This window comes from Acidovorax sp. 56, from assembly GCF_002749705.1.
GTDB lineage: Bacteria > Pseudomonadota > Gammaproteobacteria > Burkholderiales > Burkholderiaceae_C > Acidovorax.
Genome location: NZ_PEEV01000001.1, coordinates 827081 through 847360, shown reverse-complemented (window position 1 = coordinate 847360; position 20280 = coordinate 827081). Strand labels below are relative to the sequence as shown.

The 20280-nt window shown below is 62.4% G+C and carries 17 protein-coding genes and 2 tRNA genes; 6 read left to right on the top strand and 13 right to left on the bottom strand.

The window, feature by feature from the left end:
* Nucleotides 1-15 precede the first annotated feature (15 nt).
* Genes lpdA through aceE form a run of 3 tightly spaced genes read right to left on the bottom strand, consistent with a single transcriptional unit; the run spans nucleotide 16 to nucleotide 6298 of the window.
* A complete protein-coding gene (gene lpdA / locus CLU88_RS03625; RefSeq protein WP_099655428.1) occupies nucleotides 16-1875 on the bottom strand; it encodes a dihydrolipoyl dehydrogenase in 1860 nt (619 codons plus the stop codon).
* Between the two features lie 16 nt (nucleotides 1876-1891).
* Complete coding sequence (gene aceF, locus CLU88_RS03620) at nucleotides 1892-3571, bottom strand: dihydrolipoyllysine-residue acetyltransferase (protein ID WP_099655427.1); 1680 nt, start codon at nucleotides 3569-3571, stop codon at nucleotides 1892-1894.
* 18 nt (nucleotides 3572-3589) lie between these two features.
* On the bottom strand, nucleotides 3590-6298 hold the full coding sequence (gene aceE / locus CLU88_RS03615) for a pyruvate dehydrogenase (acetyl-transferring), homodimeric type (protein WP_099655426.1): 2709 nt from the start codon (nucleotides 6296-6298) through the stop codon (nucleotides 3590-3592).
* Nucleotides 6299-6461: 163 nt separating this feature from the next.
* Between aceE and CLU88_RS03610 the strand changes: the two genes are divergently transcribed.
* From CLU88_RS03610 to CLU88_RS03590, 5 genes are all read left to right on the top strand, one after another.
* Complete coding sequence (locus CLU88_RS03610; RefSeq protein ID WP_099658625.1) at nucleotides 6462-9020, top strand: PAS domain S-box protein; 2559 nt, start codon at nucleotides 6462-6464, stop codon at nucleotides 9018-9020.
* A complete protein-coding gene (locus CLU88_RS03605) occupies nucleotides 9017-9643 on the top strand; it encodes a response regulator transcription factor (protein ID WP_099655425.1) in 627 nt (208 codons plus the stop codon). Before CLU88_RS03610 ends, CLU88_RS03605 begins: the two co-directional genes overlap by 4 nt.
* A gap of 71 nt (nucleotides 9644-9714) precedes the next feature.
* Nucleotides 9715-10566: a bifunctional methylenetetrahydrofolate dehydrogenase/methenyltetrahydrofolate cyclohydrolase FolD gene (gene folD / locus CLU88_RS03600; RefSeq protein WP_099655424.1), complete on the top strand. Its 852-nt coding sequence runs from the start codon at nucleotides 9715-9717 to the stop codon at nucleotides 10564-10566.
* 72 nt (nucleotides 10567-10638) lie between these two features.
* Nucleotides 10639-12702 (top strand): M3 family metallopeptidase, encoded by a 2064-nt coding sequence (locus CLU88_RS03595; RefSeq protein WP_099655423.1) that lies wholly within the window; start codon nucleotides 10639-10641, stop codon nucleotides 12700-12702.
* Between the two features lie 47 nt (nucleotides 12703-12749).
* Nucleotides 12750-13403 carry a glutaredoxin family protein gene (locus tag CLU88_RS03590; protein WP_099655422.1) on the top strand — a complete coding sequence of 218 codons (654 nt, stop codon included), beginning with the start codon at nucleotides 12750-12752 and terminating at the stop codon, nucleotides 13401-13403.
* Nucleotides 13404-13467: 64 nt separating this feature from the next.
* On the opposite strand, the gene rpiA is transcribed toward CLU88_RS03590, so the two are convergent.
* Nucleotides 13468-14157, bottom strand: coding sequence for a ribose-5-phosphate isomerase RpiA (gene rpiA / locus CLU88_RS03585; RefSeq protein ID WP_099655421.1), 690 nt, complete (start codon nucleotides 14155-14157; stop codon nucleotides 13468-13470).
* Between the two features lie 37 nt (nucleotides 14158-14194).
* Here rpiA and CLU88_RS03580 point away from each other — a divergent pair, with 37 nt between their 5' ends.
* Nucleotides 14195-15286, top strand: coding sequence for a quinone-dependent dihydroorotate dehydrogenase (locus CLU88_RS03580; protein WP_099655420.1), 1092 nt, complete (start codon nucleotides 14195-14197; stop codon nucleotides 15284-15286).
* Nucleotides 15287-15359: 73 nt separating this feature from the next.
* On the opposite strand, the gene CLU88_RS03575 is transcribed toward CLU88_RS03580, so the two are convergent.
* The 9 genes from CLU88_RS03575 to fdx form a co-directional block, all read right to left on the bottom strand.
* Entirely contained in the window at nucleotides 15360-15692 is a 333-nt protein-coding gene (locus tag CLU88_RS03575) for a hypothetical protein (protein WP_099655419.1), read from the bottom strand.
* The gene (locus CLU88_RS03570; protein WP_099655418.1) at nucleotides 15689-16084 is read right to left on the bottom strand and encodes a phage holin family protein; all 396 of its coding nucleotides are present in this window, start codon (nucleotides 16082-16084) and stop codon (nucleotides 15689-15691) included. Before CLU88_RS03570 ends, CLU88_RS03575 begins: the two co-directional genes overlap by 4 nt.
* A gap of 39 nt (nucleotides 16085-16123) precedes the next feature.
* Nucleotides 16124-16426 (bottom strand): DUF883 family protein, encoded by a 303-nt coding sequence (locus CLU88_RS03565; protein ID WP_099655417.1) that lies wholly within the window; start codon nucleotides 16424-16426, stop codon nucleotides 16124-16126.
* Nucleotides 16427-16569: 143 nt separating this feature from the next.
* Nucleotides 16570-17688, bottom strand: a complete 1119-nt coding sequence (locus CLU88_RS03560) for an NAD(P)/FAD-dependent oxidoreductase (protein ID WP_099658624.1) — start codon at nucleotides 17686-17688, stop codon at nucleotides 16570-16572.
* Between the two features lie 35 nt (nucleotides 17689-17723).
* On the bottom strand, nucleotides 17724-18767 hold the full coding sequence (locus tag CLU88_RS03555; RefSeq protein WP_099655416.1) for a histone deacetylase family protein: 1044 nt from the start codon (nucleotides 18765-18767) through the stop codon (nucleotides 17724-17726).
* A 191-nt stretch (nucleotides 18768-18958) separates the two neighbouring features.
* Nucleotides 18959-19033, bottom strand: a tRNA-Val gene (locus CLU88_RS03550).
* A 41-nt stretch (nucleotides 19034-19074) separates the two neighbouring features.
* Nucleotides 19075-19149 (bottom strand) — tRNA-Val (locus tag CLU88_RS03545).
* Between the two features lie 31 nt (nucleotides 19150-19180).
* Nucleotides 19181-19897 carry a DNA polymerase III subunit epsilon gene (gene dnaQ, locus CLU88_RS03540; RefSeq protein ID WP_099655415.1) on the bottom strand — a complete coding sequence of 239 codons (717 nt, stop codon included), beginning with the start codon at nucleotides 19895-19897 and terminating at the stop codon, nucleotides 19181-19183.
* Nucleotides 19897-20235, bottom strand: a complete 339-nt coding sequence (gene fdx / locus CLU88_RS03535; protein ID WP_099655414.1) for an ISC system 2Fe-2S type ferredoxin — start codon at nucleotides 20233-20235, stop codon at nucleotides 19897-19899. Before fdx ends, dnaQ begins: the two co-directional genes overlap by 1 nt.
* Nucleotides 20236-20280: the final 45 nt, after the last annotated feature.

The window sequence follows — 20280 nt, the reverse complement described above, 5'->3', positions numbered from 1 at the left end:
CGCTGTGTGGGCGCCTTACTTGCGTGCGGGCGGCACGTCCGTGCAGCTGCCGTGCGCAATCTCCGCCGCCATGCCGATGCTTTCGCCCAGCGTGGGGTGCGGGTGGATGGTCTTGCCGATGTCCACCGCGTCGGCGCCCATCTCAATGGCCAGCGCGATTTCGCCGATCATGTCGCCAGCGTGGGTGCCCACGATGCCGCCGCCCAGGATCTTGCCGTGGCCATGGGCCTCGGGCGAGTCGTCGAACAGCAGCTTGGTGACGCCTTCGTCGCGGCCGTTGGCAATGGCGCGGCCGGAGGCTGTCCAGGGGAACAGGCCTTTCTTGACCTTGATGCCTTGGGCCTTGGCCTGGTCTTCCGTCAGGCCGACCCATGCCACTTCGGGGTCGGTGTAGGCCACCGACGGAATCACCCGGGCATTGAAGGCAGCGGCTGCCAGTTCCTTGTTGCCCTGCAGTTCACCGGCGATGACTTCAGCCGCCACGTGTGCCTCATGCACCGCCTTGTGCGCCAGCATGGGCTGGCCCACGATGTCGCCGATGGCGAAGATGTGCGGCACGTTGGTGCGCATCTGGATATCGACGTTGATGAAGCCACGGTCTGTGACGGCCACGCCGGCCTTATCGGCGGCGATCTTCTTGCCGTTGGGCGTGCGGCCCACAGCCTGCAGGACCAGGTCGTAGACCTGGGGCGCGGGGGCGGTGCCGCCCTCTTCCGCTGCGGCAAACGTCACTTCAATGCCTTCGGGCGTGGCCTTGGCCCCCACCGTCTTGGTCTTGAGCATGATGTTGTCGAAGCGCGGGGCGTTCATCTTCTGCCAGATCTTGACGAGGTCGCGGTCGGCGCCCTGCATCAGGCCGTCCATCATTTCGACCACGTCCAGGCGCGCGCCCAGGGTGCTGTACACGGTGCCCATTTCCAGGCCGATGATGCCGCCGCCCAGGATGAGCATGCGCTTGGGGACTTCCTTGAGCGCCAGGGCGCCGGTGGAGTCGACCACGCGTGGATCGTCGGGCATGAAGGGCAGGCGCACGGCTTGGCTGCCGGCGGCGATGATGGCCTTCTTGAAGGCAATGACCTTCTTGGTGCCCGTCTTCTCCTGGCCCGTGCCGGTGGTTTCTTCGACCTCGACATGGTTGGCGCCCACAAAGGCTCCGTAGCCACGCACGGTAGTGACCTTGCGCATTTTGGCCATGGCGGCCAGGCCACCGGTCAGCTTGCCGATGACCTTTTCCTTGTGGCCGCGCAGCATGTCGACGTTGACCTTGGGGGCGCCAAAGTCAATGCCTGCGGCGGACAGATGGGTGACCTCGTCCATGACGGCGGCCACGTGCAGCAGCGCCTTGGACGGGATGCAGCCCACGTTCAGGCACACGCCACCGAGCGTTGCGTAACGTTCGACGATGACGACCTTGAGGCCCAGATCGGCCGCGCGGAAGGCCGCGCTGTAGCCGCCAGGGCCACCGCCCAGCACGAGCACGTCGCACTCCAGGTCGGCCGTGCCAGCAAAGCCGGATGCTACTGGATTGATAGCTGCTTGCGCTTGCGGGGCGGGCGCTGGAGCCGATTTTGGCTCAGATGCCGCAGCCACAGGTGCCGCTGGTGCGGGGGCCGCAACAGGGGCTGCAGCGGCAGCGCCCTGCACTTCCAGCGTCAGCACCACGGCGCCTTCGGCGATTTTGTCGCCCAGCTTCACTTTCAGCTCTTTGACCACGCCAGCGTGGCTGGAGGGGATCTCCATGGAGGCCTTGTCAGACTCCACGGTGATAAGGCTTTGCTCGGCCTTGATGGTGTCGCCGGGTTTAACCAGCACTTCGATGATGGCCACTTCGGCGAAGTCGCCGATGTCGGGCACCTTGATGTCGATGATTGCCATGTGTCGCTCCCTCGCGTTACATCACGATGCGGCGGAAGTCCGCCAGCAGCGAGGCAAAGTACACGTTAAAACGTGCAGCGGCAGCGCCGTCGATCACGCGATGGTCCCAGCTCAGGCTCAGGGGCAACATCAGGCGCGGTGCGAATTGCTTGCCGTCCCACTTGGGCTCCAAGCTGCTCTTGCACACGCCCATGATGGCGACTTCGGGGGCGTTGATGATGGGCGTGAAGTAACGACCACCAATACCACCCAGCGAGCTGATGGAGAAGCAGCCACCGGTCATGTCGGCCGGGCCGAGCTTGCCGTCGCGCGCCTTCTTGGCCAGGTCGCCCATCTCTTGCGAGATTTGGACGATGCCCTTCTTGTCAGCATCGCGGATGACGGGCACAACGAGGCCGTTGGGCGTGTCGGCCGCAAAGCCGATGTGGAAGTAGTTCTTGAGCACCAGTTGGTCGCCGTCGAGCGAACTGTTGAACTCGGGGAACTTCTTGAGCGCGGCCACGGCGGCCTTGATCATGAAGGCGAGCATGGTGACCTTGACGCCACTCTTCTCGTTTTCCTTGTTGAACTGCACGCGGAAGGCTTCGAGGTCGGTGATGTCCGCGTCGTCATGGTTGGTGACGTGCGGGATGACGACCCAATTGCGGTGCAGGTTGGCACCGCTGATCTTCTTGATGCGCGAGAGGTCCTTGCGCTCCACCGGGCCGAACTTGGCGAAGTCGACCTTGGGCCAGGGCAGCAGGTCCAGACCGACGCCGGAGCCACCGCTGGCAGCGGGTGCCTTGGCGGCCTGGGCCTTGGTTTGCGCAGCGCCGCTCATCACTTGCTTGGTAAAGCTCTGGATGTCGTCTTGCGTGATGCGACCCTTGGGGCCGGTGCCCTTGACTTCTTCGAGTGGCACACCCAGCTCGCGGGCGAACTTGCGCACCGAGGGGCTGGCGTGGGGCAAGCCCAGTGTGCCTGCGCCTGGCTGATGCGCCGCTGGCGCAGCCACGGTGGCCACGGCCACAGAGGGAGCTGCGGCAGCAATGGCTGGGGCTGCTGCCACGGCAGGCGCCGGTGCCGCAGCGACGGGCGCGGCAGGGGCTGCCGCCGCAGTGCTGGCCACACCTTCGAGGATGGCCATCAGATCACCGATGTTCACGGTGTCACCGATCTTGACCTTGAGCTCCTTGAGCACGCCTGCGGCGGGCGAAGGGATCTCCATGGAGGCCTTGTCGGATTCGACGGTGAAGAGCGATTGCTCCAGAGCGATGGTGTCGCCCACCTTGACCAGCAACTCAATGACGGCCACGTCCTTGAAGTCGCCAATGTCAGGCACGCGCACTTCCACGGGACCTGCAGCCACCGCCGCGGCGGGGGCCGCAACGGGCGCTGCCGGTGCCGCAGCTGCCGTCACTGGCGCCGGTGCATGGGCGGCGACCGCAGGCGCTGCGGGTGCTGGCGCAGCAGCCACACCAGCGGCTTCGACCACAGCAATTACTGAGCCTTGCTTGACCTTGTCACCCAGCACCACCTTGAGTTCCTTGACCACGCCAGCGTGGCTGGAGGGAATCTCCATGGAGGCCTTGTCGGACTCCACTGTGATGAGCGATTGCTCGGCCTTCACGGTGTCGCCCACTTTCACGAGCAACTCGATCACGCCGACTTCATCGAAATCCCCGATGTCCGGGACTTGAATGTTGACCAATGCCATTGTTGTCTCCGGTAGGGGTTACGCGTACAGCGGGTTGATCTTGTCAGCGTTGATGCCGTACTTGGCAATCGCTTCGGCCACCTTGGCCAGGGGCATCACGCCGTCGTCGGCCAGCGCCTTCAGGGCGGCGACCGCGATGTAGTGGCGGTTCACCTCGAAGTGCTCGCGCAGCTTGCTGCGGAAGTCGCTGCGGCCAAAGCCGTCGGTGCCCAGCACGCGGTAGGTACGGCCCTTGGGAACGAAGGGGCGAATCTGCTCAGCGTAGGCCTTCATGTAGTCGGTCGACGCCACCATGGGGCCGCTGCGGCTGCCCAGTTGCTGCGTGACGAATGGCACGCGTGGGGTTTCCAGCGGGTGCAGCAGGTTCCAGCGGTCAGCGTCCTGGCCTTCGCGGGTCAGTTCGTTGAAGCTTGGGCAGCTCCACACGTCGGCTTGCACGCCCCAGTCGGCGGCCAGCAGGGTCTGGGCTTCCAGCGATTCACGCAGGATGGTGCCCGAGCCCAGCAGTTGCACGCGCTTGTTGCCGTCTGCACCGGGCTTGCACAGGTACATGCCCTTGATGATCTGCTCTTCCGTGCCGGGCTGCAGGCCAGGCATGGGGTAGTTTTCGTTCAGCAGCGTCAGGTAGTAGAAGACGTTTTCCTGGCGCTCAACCATGCGCTTGAGGCCATGGTGCATGATCACGCCGACTTCGTGGGCGAAGGTGGGGTCGTAGCTCACGCAGTTGGGGATGGTGTTGGCCAGGATGTGGCTGTGACCGTCTTCGTGCTGCAGGCCTTCGCCGTTGAGCGTGGTGCGGCCCGAGGTGCCGCCCAGCAAGAAGCCACGCGCCTGCATGTCGCCCGCTGCCCAGGCCAGGTCGCCAATGCGCTGGAAGCCGAACATCGAGTAGTACACGTAGAACGGGATCATGATCCGGTTGTTCGTGCTGTAGCTGGTCGCGGCCGCGATCCAGCTGGCCATGCCGCCGGCTTCGTTGATGCCCTCTTGCAGGATCTGGCCAGCCTTGTCTTCGCGGTAGTACATCACCTGGTCGCGGTCCACCGGGGTGTACAGCTGGCCCTTAGGGTTGTAGATACCGATCTGGCGGAACAGGCCTTCCATGCCAAACGTGCGGGCCTCGTCCACCAAGATGGGCACCACGCGTGGGCCCAAGGCCTGGTCGCGCAGCAGTTGCGTCAGGAAACGCACGTAGGCCTGGGTGGTGGAGATTTCACGGCCTTCGGCGGTGGGCTCCAGCACGGCCTTGAAGGTGTCCAGCGATGGAACGGTGAAGTGCTCGTCGGCCTTGGGCAGGCGCTTGGGCAGGTAGCCGCCCAGGGCCTTGCGGCGCTCTTGCAGGTAGCGCATTTCCGGCGTGTCGTCGGCCGGCTTGTAGTAAGGGATGTCGGCCAGTTGGCTGTCCGGGATCGGGATCGCGAAGCGGTCGCGGATGTACTTGATGTCTTCGTCCGACAGCTTCTTGGTCTGGTGCACGGTGTTCTTGCCTTCACCGGCCTTGCCCATGCCATAGCCCTTGACGGTCTTGACCAGCAGCACGGTGGGCTGGTTCTTGTGCGCGTTGGCAGCGTGGAAGGCGGCGTACACCTTGGCGGGCTCATGGCCGCCGCGGCGCAGCTCGAAGATCTCTTCGTCGGTCATGTGCTCGACGAGCTTGGCGGTCTCGGGGTACTTGCCAAAGAAGTTCTTGCGAACGAAGGCACCGTCATTAGCCTTCATGGCCTGGTAGTCGCCGTCCAGGGTTTCCATCATCAGCTGCTTGAGCTTGCCAGTCTTGTCGCGGGCCAGCAAGGTATCCCAACCATTGCCCCACAGCAGCTTGATGACGTTCCAGCCAGCGCCACGGAACTCGCCTTCGAGCTCTTGCACAATTTTGCCGTTGCCGCGCACCGGGCCGTCCAGGCGCTGCAGGTTGCAGTTGATGACGAAGACCAGGTTGTCGAGGTTTTCGCGCGCGGCCAGGCCGATGGCGCCCAGCGATTCGGGCTCGTCCATCTCGCCGTCGCCGCAGAACACCCAGACCTTGCGGTTTTCGGTGTTGGCAATGCCACGGGCGTGCAGGTACTTGAGGAAGCGGGCCTGGTAGATGGCCATCAGCGGGCCCAGGCCCATGGACACCGTGGGGAACTGCCAGAACTCAGGCATCAGCTTGGGGTGCGGATAGCTGGACAGGCCCTTGCCGTCCACTTCCTGGCGGAAGCTGTCGAGCTGCTCTTCGCTCAGGCGGCCTTCCAAGTAGGCGCGGGCATAGATGCCGGGCGCGCTGTGGCCCTGGATGTATAGCAGGTCACCGCCGTGGTCTTCGCTGGCGGCATGCCAGAAGTGGTTGAAGCCTGCACCGAACATGCTGGCCACCGAGGCGAAGGAGCCGATGTGGCCACCCAGATCACCACCGTCGGCGGGGTTCAGGCGGTTGGCGCGCACCACCATGGCCATGGCGTTCCAGCGCATGTAGGCGCGCAGGCGTTTTTCGATGGCGATGTTGCCGGGGCAGTGGGCCTCTTTGTGAGGCTCAATGGTGTTCACATAGCCGGTGTTGGCAGAGAACGGCATGTCAATGCTGCTCTGGCGGGCGTGTTCCAGCAGTTGTTCGAGCAGGGAGTGGGCACGCTCAGCGCCCTCTTTTTCAATGACGGCGGACAGGGCATCCATCCATTCGCGGGTTTCCTGCTGGTCTGCGTCGGTGCCGATACCGAGGCCGGCCTTTGGGTCGGGCTGAGCTGACATGCTTTGTCTCCTGTGAAGTGCAGCGGGCAAAAATCGGGCGTAGTTTCGCACATTTTTTCATCATTTCAAATCGTGCTTTTGAATTTCATATTAAGAAAAAATGCTGCAAACGCACATAATTTCAGCTGCTGAAAAGTGCACGCCCGTCCTCTACACTTCGGCCATGGATACAAGCTCAGAGCCCATCGCAGCCCCCTCTGCCATTGCCGCGCCGGCGCGCTGGTGGCGCAAATGGTGGCGTAGCCTTTCGCCCACGCGGCAAGACCGGTTTGCCGCCCTGGCGCCCTTGGCGGCGGTGATGATGTTCCTGGCCGCCATCGTGGCCGCGTTCTGGTATTTGAGGGCCGAGGAGGCGGAGCGCGAACAAGAAGCCTTGCGCCGCGACGTGGAATATGCCCAACAGCGGGTGCGCCTGCGGTTGCTGGAGCGGCAAGAGCAGCTCATGCGCATCGCGCGCGACCTGTCCAATCAGGAGCTGGAGCGCGCGGAATTCGTGAACCGGGCCGAGGCCCTCATCAGCCAGTACCCCGAGCTGCAGGCCATCACCTGGATTGACGAGCGCCGAAAGATCCGTGCCAGCCATGCTGCGCCCACCCTGTCGAGCCCGCAGCTTCGGGTTGCGGGCGAAGTGCTCAAGCCGGGGGACACGGCCGATACCTATGGCCTGGCGCGCGACCTGCAGCAGCCCGTGTATGCACAGCCCGCAGCGGCCAAGGGCGATGTGTCGCCCCTGCTGCAGCTGCAGGTGCCATTGAATAACCAGGGCAAATTCGCTGGCGTGGTGCTGGGCGAGTATTCGATTGACAGTCTGCTGCGCTATGGCACCCCCACCGAGGTGCTGGCGCGCTACGCCGTGACCCTGCTCGATGGGCGCAGCCAGGTGCTGGCGGGCACCCCGCTGCCAGCACGCAACCCCGCCAGCCACTTGCTGCCCTGGACGCCCAAGGCCAACGAATACGAAGTGCCCGTATCGCCCGTAGGCAACGGGCTGGTGCTGCGTGCGCAGGCCTACCGCACATCACTTGGGGTGGTGGGCAGCGGGCTCTTCTGGTTGGTGGGCACCCTGAGCGCCATGACGGCGTGGATGCTGATTGCCACCTGGCGCCATACCCGCCGCCGTTTGCAGGCCCAGCAGGCGCTGGTGGCCGAGACCAATTTCCGCCGAGCGATGGAGAACTCCATCCTGACGGGCATGCGCGCCCTGGACATGGAGGGGCGCATTACTTATGTGAACGCCGCGCTGTGCCAGATGACGGGCTGGAGCGAAGCCGAGCTGGTGGGCTTGCTGCCCCCCTACCCTTATTGGCCCAAGGAAGACCATGAAGCCTTGCACGCCAAGCTGCGGGACGAAATCAGTGGCCGCAGTGTGGCGGGCGGGTTTCAGGTGCGCGTGCAGCGCAAGAACGGCAGCCTGTTCGATGCACGGTTGTATGTGTCGCCGCTGATCGACGCGCACGGGCAGCAAACCGGCTGGATGACCTCGATGACCGACATCACCGAGCCCAACCGTGTGCGCCAGCAGCTGACGGCCGCACATGAGCGCTTCACGATCGTGCTGGAGTCTCTGGATGCATCCGTGTCCGTCGCACCATTGGGCAGCCAGGAGCTGCTGTTTGCCAACAAGCTGTACCGCCAGTGGTTTGGCTCCCAAACAGCGGGCCACCTGCAACTGGTGGCCCAGGCGGGCGTGTTGCCGGTGGCCAGCAGCACCAGCAGCGGCGTGGACGATGAAGATGGCCTGATGGGCCTGCCCACCGACCCGTTGACCAGCGCCCGCTCGGAAAACGCCGAGATCTACCTGCCCGATCTGGGCAAGTGGCTGGAGGTGCGCTCGCGCTACCTGAACTGGGTGGATGGACGACTGGCTCAGATGGTGATTGCCACCGACATCACGCCCCGGCGTCTTGCCGAGGAGCAGGCGGACCGGCAGGCAGAGCGGGCGCAGTCGGTCAGCCGCCTCATCACCATGGGCGAGATGGCGTCCAGCGTGGCGCACGAGCTGAACCAGCCGCTCACCGCCATCAACAACTACTGCAGCGGCATGGTCTCGCGCATTCAAAGCGGCCAACTGACCGAAGAGGCCCTGCTGACGGCCCTGCAAAAGACGGCCCACCAAGCCCAACGCGCGGGGCAGATCATTCAGCGCATACGCGCCTTCGTGAAAAAGAGCGAGCCCAACCGCACGCTGGCCGACGTGCACCACATGGTGTCTGAAGCGGTTGAGCTGGCCGACATCGAACTGCGGCGGCACAACGTGCGCCTCACGCACTACATCGCAGCCCGCTTGCCCCCCGTGATGGCCGACACCATCCTCATCGAGCAAGTGCTGGTGAACCTCATGAAGAACGGCGCCGAATCGATCCAGCATGCCGAGCGCCCAGCATCGGGCCGCAGTGTGGAGTTGCGCGTGGTGCCCAAGCAGGTGGATGAGCGCGAGGTGGTGGAGTTCTCGGTGCAAGACACTGGCAAGGGCTTGGCCCCTGAGGTGCTGGAGCGCCTGTTTGAAGCGTTCTTTTCTACCAAGCAAGAAGGCATGGGCATGGGCCTGAACCTGTGCCGCAGCATCGTCGAGTCGCACCAGGGGCGGATGCAGGCGCAGAACATCTACAATGGATCAGAGGTCACGGGCTGCCGATTCTCCTTCTGGCTGCCGCTGGCAAAGCCTGCCGATGACACTACAAACTCTGTAGCAAACGAACAAACTCCAAGGACCATCGCATGAGCTTGATTCCGAAAAAAGGCACCGTATACGTTGTTGATGATGATGAGGCCGTCCGCGACTCTTTGCAGTGGCTGCTAGAGGGCAAGGACTATCGGGTGCGCTGCTTTGATTCGGCTGAGACCTTCCTGTCCCGTTATGACCCCCGCGAAGTGGCCTGCCTGATCGTGGACATTCGCATGGGCGGCATGACCGGCCTGGAATTGCAAGACCGCTTGATCGAACGCAAGTCGCCCCTGCCCATCGTTTTCATCACCGGCCACGGCGATGTGCCCATGGCGGTGAACACCATGAAGAAGGGCGCGCTGGATTTCATCCAGAAACCCTTCAACGAAGAAGAACTGCTGGGCCTGGTCGAGCGCATGCTCGACCATGCCCGTGAGGCCTTCGCCGGCTTTCAACAGGCAGCCAGCCGCGACGCTCTGCTCTCCAAGCTCACCAGCCGCGAGGCTCAGGTGCTGGAGCGCATCGTGGCCGGCCGCTTGAACAAGCAGATCGCCGACGACCTGGGCATCAGCATCAAGACCGTGGAAGCGCACCGCGCCAACATCATGGAAAAGCTCAACGCCAACACCGTGGCCGACCTGCTGAAGATTGCCCTGGGGCAAAACGCACCCAAGGGCTGATTGCTCCTTTTTTCATAGCTGCTAGCGCTTATCTAAATTGCGCTAGCGGCTGTTTTTATTTGAAGATCAGAATGACTGCTCAACCCATTGACGGCAACGCACTTTCCCGCCAACTGCGCACCGAAGTCGCCGAACGTGCTGCGGCCCTGAAAGCGCGTGGCGTCACCCCCGGCCTGGCTGTAGTGCTAGTGGGCGACAACCCTGCCAGCCAGGTGTATGTGCGCAACAAGGTCAAGGCCTGTGAAGACAGCGGCCTGCATTCGGTGCTGGAAAAGTACGACGCCAGCATGAGCGAGGCCGAGCTGCTGGCCCGCGTGGAGGCCCTGAACAACGACCCCAGCATCCACGGCATCCTGGTGCAGTTGCCCCTGCCAGCCCATATCGACGCCCAAAAAGTGATCGAAGCCATCTCGCCCGCCAAGGACGTGGACGGCTTTCACATCGCCAGCGCCGGGGCACTGATGACCGGCATGCCCGGTTTTTGGCCCTGCACACCCTATGGCTGCATGAAAATGCTGGAGAGCATTGGCTATGACCTCAAGGGCAAGCATGCGGTAGTGATTGGCCGCAGCAACATCGTGGGCAAGCCCATGGCGCTGATGCTGCTGCAAAAGGATGCCACGGTCACCGTTTGCCATTCGCGCACCGCTGACTTGAAAGCACTCACCCTGCAGGCCGACGTGATCGTGGCCGCCGTGGGCAAGCGCAACGTGCTCACGGCAGACATGGTCAAACCCGGCGCCGTGGTGCTGGATGTGGGCATGAACCGCAACGACGAAGGCAAGCTCTGCGGCGACGTGGACTTTGAAGGTGTCAAGGCCGTGGCCAGCCACATCACCCCCGTGCCAGGCGGCGTGGGCCCCATGACCATCACCATGCTGCTGGTCAACACCCTGGAGGCCGCTGAACGCGCCGCCGGGTAAACCTTCGGTAAAAAGCCGCTTGCGGCCGCTTGGCAACTTGAACCTGCGCACTGCGCCGTTATCTACATCCGCATGAGCAACGCCCTCCTCGACTTCTCCGCCCTGCCCGCGTTCGATCGCATCCAACCCGCCGACGTAGCCCCCGCTGTCGACGCCCTGCTGGAGCGCGCCAACGCCGCACTAGATACGGTGACCGCCGCAGACTTCCCAGCCCGCTGGGATGCGATTGCCAAGGTGCTGGACGTGGCCACGGAACAACTGGGTATTGCGTGGGGGGCCGTCAGCCACCTCAACAGCGTGGCCGATACCGCCGAGCTGCGCGCCGCCTACAACGCCGCCCTGCCCCAGGTCACCGAGTTCTGGACCCGCCTGGGTGCCGATGAGCGCCTGTATGCAAAGTACAAGGCCATTGACCCAGGCACCTTGAATGCCGAGCAACGCCAGGCGCACCAGAATGCGGTTCGCAACTTTGTGCTCAGCGGTGCTGAGCTGGTTGGGGCGGCCAAGGAACGGTTTGCCAAGATTCAGGAGCGCCAGGCGGAGCTGAGCCAGAAGTTCAGCGAAAACGCCCTGGATGCCACTGATGCGTTTGCCTACTACGCTACCGAGCCCGAGCTGCAAGGCGCGCCCGCGGATGTGCAGCAAGCCGCCCTGGCGGCCGCCCAGGCCGAGGGCAAAGAGGGCTACAAGCTCACTCTCAAGATGCCTTGCTACCTGCCGGTGATGCAGTTTGCCGCGCAGGCTGCGCTGCGCGAAAAGATGTACCGCGCTTACGTGACCCGGGCATCTGACCAGGCCGAGGGGGATGCGCGCAAGTTTGACAACACCGCGCTGATGGGCGAGATCCTCGCCTTGCGCAAGGAAGAAGCCCAGTTGCTGGGCTACGCCAACTTTGGCGAAGTCTCCGTGGTGCCCAAGATGGCCAAGTCGCCCGCCGAAGTGACGCACTTTTTGCGCGACTTGGCCCAACGTGCCCGCCCTTACGCAGAGAAAGACGTGGCCGATCTGCGCGAGTTTGCCCGCACCGAGCTGGGTCTGGAGTCCCCCCAGGCGTGGGACTGGCCCTATGTGGCCGAAAAGCTCAAAGAGGCGCGCTATGCGTTCAGCGAGCAGGAAGTCAAACAGTACTTCACCGCGCCCAAGGTCCTGGCAGGCCTGTTCAAAATCATCGAAACCCTGTTTGAAGTTGCCATTCGGCGCGACAGCGCCCCAGTCTGGCACCCCTCGGTCGAGTTCTATCGCATTGAACGCACGCACCCGGAGGGAGCTCACATGGGCACGCAGCTGGTAGGCCAGTTCTATCTGGACCAGCCCGCCCGCACCGGCAAGCGTGGCGGCGCCTGGATGGACGATGTGCGCACCCGCTGGCTGCGCCCGGACACGGGCGCGGTGCAAACGCCGGTGGCCCATCTGGTGTGCAACTTTGCAGACAGCGTGGACGGCAAGCCCGCGCTGCTCACGCACGATGATGTCATCACCCTCTTCCACGAGTTCGGTCACGGCCTGCACCACATGCTCACCCAGGTGAATGAGCGTGATGTGTCCGGCATTGGCGGTGTGGAGTGGGATGCGGTGGAGTTGCCCAGCCAGTTCATGGAGAACTTCTGCTGGGAATGGGACGTGCTCAAGCACATGACCGCCCATGTAGACACGGGCGAGTCGCTGCCACGTGCGTTGTTTGACAAGATGACGGCGGCCAAGAACTTCCAGAGCGGCATGCAAACGCTGCGGCAAATCGAATTTGCCTTGTTTGACATGCTGCTGCACACCGAGCACGACCCAGCCAACGATGTGATGCCCCTGCTGAGGCAGGTCCGCAATGAAGTGGCTGTGCTGCAGCCCCCGGAATTCAGCCGCACTGCGCACACCTTCAGCCATATTTTTGCTGGCGGCTACGCAGCGGGTTACTACAGCTACAAATGGGCAGAAGTGCTCAGTGCCGACGCTTACGCTGCTTTCGAGGAAACCATGGGGGCCGATGGCCTGCCCAGCATCGAAACCGGACGCAAGTACCGCAAGGCCATCCTGGAGGCTGGGGGCAGCCGCCCTGCCATGGAGTCGTTCAAGGCCTTCCGCGGCCGCGAGCCGCAGCTTGATGCGTTGCTGCGACACCAGGGTATGGCCCAGGCCTCGTAGCCTCTATGATGCGCCGTTGTCCCAAGTACCCCACGAGGAAATTCACCATGCAGCTCAAAGCCCTGACCTTGCCATTGATGTTGGCGCTGCTTACCGTCGGTGCACAGGCCCAGACGGTGTATCGTATTGTTGGCCCAGATGGCAAAGTCACGTTTTCTGACAAGGCCCCAGAGACGCCGTCCAAAAACAGCCCGGCAGTTGTCACCACTTCAGGCGGAGGTGACAGTGCTGGCGCTGGCCTGCCTTACGAGCTGGGCAAAGTGGCCGCACGGTTTCCTGTGACAATTTTCACTGGCCAGAATTGCCCCCCCTGCGACAGCGGAAGGCGCTTGCTGGTGTCCCGTGGTGTTCCGTTTACCGAGCGCACTATCAACACCAACGAAGACCTGCAAGCATTGACCAATCTGGGCAGCGACTCCAGCCTGCCTTTTGCCAAAATCGGAGGCCAAAACCTTTCGGGCTTCTCGGAGTCGGAGTGGACGCAGTATCTGGATGCGGCGGGGTATCCCAAAACATCGCAGCTCCCTACCAACTATCGGCGTCCAGCGGCAACGCCTTTGACCCAACCCGCCAAGGCCGCGCCAGCCGCCTCGGCATCAGATGCCGCCACCGCCGAGACTGGGCGCCGCGTGCGGCCCCCCGCTCCACCGGCAGACCCCAATGCCCCCAACCCCAATAACCCGGCGGGCTTGAAGTTCTGAGCACCCGCTTGCGGTCTTCCTATCAAAAAAGGCGCATTCATTGAATGCGCCTTTTTTGTTTGATTCAATAAACCAGCGTTTTCACACCCTGCGCTGTACCCAGCAAGCACACCGCCGCCTTCTGGTGTGCAAACACGCCCACGGTTACCACCCCGGGCCATTGGTTCACTTCTGACTCGAACTGCAGCGGCTCGGCAATCGACAGGCCCGTCACGTCCAGAATGTGCTGGCCGTTGTCGGTCACCAGTGGCTTGCCGTCTTTTTGGCGAACGGTGGCCACACCGCCCATGGCCGCAAAACGGCGAGCGATGTGCTGGGTCGCCATGGGGATCACCTCCACTGGCAGCGGGAATTTGCCCAGGACTTCGACACGCTTGGTTTCATCTGCAATGCAGACGAAACGCTGGGCCAGGGCCGCAACGATTTTTTCGCGGGTCAGTGCCGCGCCGCCGCCCTTGACCATGTGGCCCTGCCCATCAATCTCGTCAGCGCCATCGATGTAGACCGACAGGGAGTCCACTTCATTGGCATCCAGCACAGGTATGCCAAGCGCCAGCAGGCGTTCGGTGCTGGCCACAGAGCTGGACACTGCGCCTTTGATGTCGCCCTTGATGCTGGCCAGCGCATCGATGAACTTGTTGACCGTGGAGCCTGTGCCCACGCCCACGATATCGCCGGGCATCACATAGTGCAAAGCGGCCTGGCCCACCAGGGCTTTGAGTTCGTCTTGGGTCAGTGAGGAAGGTGTCGTCATGAGAGAAAATCGGAGGTAATCCTTCAATTATCGTCCCATGTCCCTCATTCCCTACGCTCTCACCCGCCCCTTTCTGTTCGGCATGGACCCCGAGGCCGCACACGACCTCACCATGAACCTTCTGGCCAAGGGGCAGCGCACCCCACTGCAGTGGGCTTGGTGTCAAAGCCGGGTGGAAGACCCCGTGGAGCTGGCTGGACTGCGGTTCCCTAACCGGGTGGGGATGGCAGCGGGCCTGGACAAAAATGCACGCTGCATTGATGCCCTGGGCGCCATGGGGTTCGGTTTTGTCGAGGTGGGCACCGTGACACCCAAAGGCCAGCCGGGCAACCCCAAACCGCGCATGTTTCGCTTGCCGCAGGCCAAGGCCCTGATCAATCGCCTGGGCTTCAATAATGAAGGGCTGGACGCCTTTGTGCGCAATGTGCAGCAAGCGCAATTTCGCCAGGTTCGTGGTGTCACCCCCATGCTGCTGGGCTTGAACATTGGCAAGAACGCTGCAACACCGATCGAAAATGCCACCAGCGATTACCTGACGTGCCTGGATGGCGTCTATCCGCATGCGGACTATGTGACGGTGAATATCAGCTCGCCCAACACACAAAACCTGCGCGCACTGCAAAGCGATGAAGCCCTGGACAACTTGCTGGCAGCCATCGCTGAACGCCGCGAGTGGCTGGCTTCGCAAGACGCTCCTTCGGGCAGTGCAACGGCTGCGGGCAAGCGGCGCGTTCCTATCTTCGTAAAAATTGCCCCAGACCTGAACGAAGCCCAGGTGGCTGTGATTGCTGCCACTTTGAAGCGACATGGCATGGACGGTGTCATCGCCACCAACACCACCATCGCCCGTGATGCGGTCCAAGGGCTAGCCCATGCCACGGAGACCGGTGGGCTCAGCGGCTCACCGGTATTGCAGGCCAGCAACCGGGTCATCCGGCAACTGCGGGCTGAGCTGGGCGCCCAATTTCCCATCATCGGTGTGGGCGGCATCATGAGCGCCAGCGATGCCGTGAGCAAGATCGAGGCTGGCGCTGATGTGGTGCAAATCTACACAGGGCTGATCTACGAAGGGCCAGGCTTGGTGTCCGCTGCAGCGGCAGCGATCAAAGCGGCGGCCGTGCACCGCTGAGCATGTGAGCTGAAACAAAAAGGGCCGGGGGGCGACAAAACCACCGGCCCTGAGGCAACCTAGCCATGTGCCACTAACGCCGCAATCGCACAATCCAAGGCAAGGCGACGCCCATCCAGCGAATGAGGCGCCGTGGCCCCAAGGCCATCGCCGCCGCAGCAACGACCGCCACGGCGGCAGGGTGCTGCTTGGCAAAAGCCACCCCTTGCAGAATCAGTGAGTCGCCCGCGCCTGGGTTACCCGCATCCAGCGTTTGCTGCTGGGCCAGAAAACGTGCGGCTCGGCGCTCCCGAATGCGTTCGCGTTGCGCAGAGATGCGCAGCAGCACCTTTTGCTGCTCCAAGGTCGGGACGATGACAGGTAAAGCTGCGCGCACCGATTGTCCGTGGCTGCCATCTGGGCTCATAGCTGCTCCTTGATATCGCGCCAGTCCTGGGCCAGCTCTTGCCGCGTCAGGGCAAAACCATTGCCCGCCCGCCGCGCCGCGCGCAGCAGCCCAATCAAAGCCAATACCCACAGCACCAGCCAAACAGCGCTGACCAGCCAGCCTGCCAGGCCCCGGTGCGGCGTATCCCAAAAATGCACGACGACGGCAATGGAGAGCACCACCATGCTCACCACCGTGAGCCCGATGACAGCCACCGCCAAAATCAGAAGTTGCAGCAGGCTGCGCTTTTGGTCCTGCCATTCCAGGCGCGCCAAATCCAGGCGATCCTCCGCAGCGATGGCCCCTTCAATGGCGACCACGCGAACGCGCGCCAGCAGGTGGTCCAGTCCGAGCAGGGATATCCAGTTCATGCGTGGCCTTGCTGCGCGCCAGTGGGTGGGTGCACAGCCTTAGCGGCGTGCAAGCAAAAAGCCCACCAAAGCGCCCACAGCCAGGGCCGCACCGGCAACACGCCAGGGCTCATCGTGGGCGTAGCGGTCGGCAGCCAGGGCTGCGTCCTTGGCTTGGCGGGCCGCATCTTGCGCGGCACGAATGGCCGATTCGCGGGCCGAATGGATTCCATCGTCCAGGCGCTGGCGCAGCAGCTTGATCTCTGGCACCGCATCCAGGTCCTTGTTGGCCAGCAGGCCGCGCAGGTCAGACACCAATTTTTCCAGTTCACCTTGGGTGGAGGAAGTTTCAGAGGCACTCATACAAACCCTTTCAAAAACAAGTCAAACCAAAAAGGATGAAACCATGGGGGTGGCTGCTGGTGCATCTTAGCGTTGCCATGCAGCGGCGGGCTGTAGGACACTGACGCATAGGGTTACAACGTCTGCGCTGGCTCAGTGGGGCGCTACAAATTGGCAGTGGGCTGCACCAACATTTGCGCCACATGTTCGCCAATGGCCAGAGCGCTGGTCAAGCCGGGGGATTCAATGCCAAACAGATTGACCAGGCCTGGGATGCCGTGGGTGGCTTGCCCCTGGATGCAGAAGTCGGCTGCAGGATCATGCGGGCCGTGGATTTTGGGGCGCATGCCTGCGTAGCCAGGAGCCAACGCACCGTCGGGCAAGGCCGGCCAGTACTTGCGCACCTCCGCATAAAAAGCGTCGCCACGGCGTGGATCGACCAGCAGATCTTCAGCAGAGTCCACCCATTGCACATCGGGCCCAAACTTGGCCTGCCCGCCCAAATCCAGCGTCAGGTGCACGCCCAGTCCGGCGGCTTCGGGCGCCGGGTAAATCAAATGCTTGAAAGGGGCTTGGCCTGCCAACGTGAAGTAGCTGCCTTTGGCAAAGCGCGCCACAGGAATGTGGGCTGGGTCCAACCCTTCAAAGGCGTGCGCCAGTCGGGGGGCTTGAAGCCCTGCAGCATTGATCAAATACTGTGCGTGGAGCTGGGTGCCATCGAATGCTATCAATTCAATAGCTTCTTGCGCAATGCGTGCGTGCGCCAGAGGCGAATTGAGTACTACAAGACCGCCTGCGTTTTCAAGATCGCCTTGCAGGGCCAGCATGAGCCCGTGGCTGTCAATGATGCCGGTGCTGGGGGAATGCAAGGCCGCAATGCACTCCAGTGCGGGCTCCAGCGCTCGGGCTTGGTCACGGTCAAGCCAGCGCAGGTCCGTGACGCCGTTGGCCTGTGCCCGTTCGTAAATGCTTTGCAGACCCGCGCGTTGCTCCTCTGCCGTGGCTACCAGCAACTTGCCGCAGCGCTGGTGGCCTATGCCCCGTTCACTGGCATAGGCGTAGAGCATGTTGCGCCCCTCGACACACAGGCGGGCCTTGAGCGAGCCTGGAGGGTAGTACAGGCCTGCGTGTATGACTTCACTGTTGCGAGAGCTGGTGCCGGTGCCAATGGCATCGGCTGCCTCCAGCACCATCACTTCCATGCCTCGCAACGCCAGCGCTCGGGCCACAGCCAAGCCCACGACACCAGCGCCCACCACAACGCATTGCACTTGATCCGTCATTCCTTGCTCCCGCGTCTTTTTCATCCGCGCCCAACTTACGACCTAACGGCTTCAAAGCCGCGAATCACCTGCACCGCATTGGCCCCCAGTTCTGAAGCGGCATAACCCCCCTCAAGTACCAGCGCCGTGGGCAAGTGCAGGGCTGCCAGCCGTTGCCCCATGGTGAAAAAGTCATCGGTGGTCAAGGCGAAATGCGAGATGGGGTCGCCCACAAAGGTGTCCAGGCCGAGGGACACCACCAGGGCATCAGCGCCATACTGCGCGATGCGCGAGCTTGCAGCCTCCAGCGCGGCAAACCAGGCGGCCACCGATGAACCTGCTGGCAATGGAAGATTGAGGTTGAAGCCCGCGCCATCGCCCTCGCCCTGCTCATCGGCTTGGCCCAGGTAAAAGGGGTACTCGGTGAGCGGATCACCGTGGATGCTGATGAACAGCACGTCCGAGCGGCCATAAAAAATGCTCTGCGTGCCATTGCCGTGGTGGTAGTCCACGTCCAGTACCACCACCCGTTTAGCCCCCTGGTCCAACAAGGTTTGGGCTGCTACCGCTGCGTTGTTCAAAAAGCAGTATCCCCCCATGAAATCAGGGCCCGCGTGGTGACCTGGGGGACGGGTACAGCAAAACGCCGCGGATGCCCCTTGCGCCACCCGCATGGCAGCACTGGCGGCTGCATCCGCGCCGGCCTTGGAGGCGCCCCAGGTGCCTGCGGCCATGGGGGTGCCGTTGTCCATGGAGTACAGCCCCAGTTTGGCGATGAAGTTGACGGGCTCCACATCACTGCGAAGGGTGCGCACAGGCCACACCGATGGGAACGGCTGGGTTTGCGCATTCTCTGGCGCCAGTTGCACCCACTGCTGCCAGGCCGTCTGCAAAAAAGCAAGGTAGCGGGCATCGTGCACTTTGTGGAGCACGCTGACAGAGTCTGTATCGGGTGCCAACAGGGTGTATCCGCCCTGCTGCAGCGCCTGCTCCACAAATTCAGCCCGCAAAGGCTTTTCAAAACAATCGACCCGCGCGCCCCTGAAGAACTCGTGCTGCGGTGCGTGCAAGTGGTGCAATGGGTTGTGAAAGCTGATCATGGCAATGCAGATAAATTCTGAGGGGCTGCCTGACGGGCCGGCCTGTTCACGATGAATCGGATGCGGGCCCGACTGATGTAGGCGGACAGTGGGGAGCCATTGTGCCCTCAGAGAATGAGGCCATGCGCGGTGAGCGAAGCACGACGCCAAAGAAAAAAGCGCCTTGCATTGCTGCAAGGCGCTTTCAAATTTGGTGGGTGATACATGGATCGAACATGTGACCCCTGCCGTGTGAAGGCAGTGCTCTACCGCTGAGCTAATCACCCAAAGTGACACCCTGAAATTTGGGCATCGTCATAACAGCAAATGGTGGGTGATACATGGATCGAACATGTGACCCCTGCCGTGTGAAGGCAGTGCTCTACCGCTGAGCTAATCACCCCTTTGCGTCAAGCCTTAGATTATGGCACAAATTAAACGGCGGCCTGTAATTTTCGCCAAATTGTTTTGCCGCCGCTCGATTTGTCGATCTGCACCATCACCTCTTCGTGCGTACCCAGCTCTTGCTCATTGGCAGCCACCACCTGCAGTGCAAAGCGGCTCAAATCTATCGAAGGGACCACGACACCGTCTGCGTTCTCCTGCGGCTCGTCCGCCATCAGTAAGGCGTCTTGCCCACGGGTCAGGTTGATGTAGACATCCGCCAGCAACTCCGCATCCAGCAAAGCCCCGTGCAGCGTACGACCTGAGTTGTCCACTTCCAGGCGGTCACACAAAGCGTCCAGAGAATTGCGCTTGCCCGGGAACATTTCCTTGGCCATCGCCAAGGTGTCGGTCACGCTTTCTACATAGGTTTTGAACGGCGGGCGCCCTGTGAGCTCCAGCTCTTTATTCAAGAAGCCGACGTCAAACGCCGCGTTGTGGATGATGATCTCAGCCCCCTGGAGGTACTCCAGGATCTGGGGCGCCATGTCCGCAAACTTGGGCTTGTCTTTGAGGAACTCGTTGGTGATGCCGTGGACCTTCAGGGCATCTTCATGGCTGTCGCGCCCTGGGTTGAAGTACAGGTGCAGGTTGTTACCCGTGAGCTTGCGATTGAGCAGCTCTACGCAACCCAGCTCAATGATGCGATCCCCACCTTCGGCCGAGAGGCCGGTGGTCTCCGTGTCCAGAACGATCTGACGGGTCATCAGTGGTTTTCCTTGGCGTGGTTGATCGTGTATTTTGGAATCTCAATGACCAAGTCCTTTTGGGCGAGGATGGCCTGGCACGACAGGCGCGATTGAGGCTCCAGGCCCCAGGCGCGGTCCAGCAGGTCCTCCTCCTCCTCCTCCGCCTCGTTCAAAGAAGCCAGTCCCTCGCGCACGATCACATGGCAAGTGGTGCAGGCGCAGCTCATGTCGCAAGCGTGCTCGATGTTGATGTGATGTTCCAGCAGGGCTTCACACACCGACGTGCCTGCAGGGGCTGTGATTTCCGCGCCAGCGGGGCAATATTCGGGGTGGGGGAGGATTTTGATGACGGGCATGGCGTCCTGGATTTTGTATCTTGGAAACGGGTAGAAGGGCTTGAA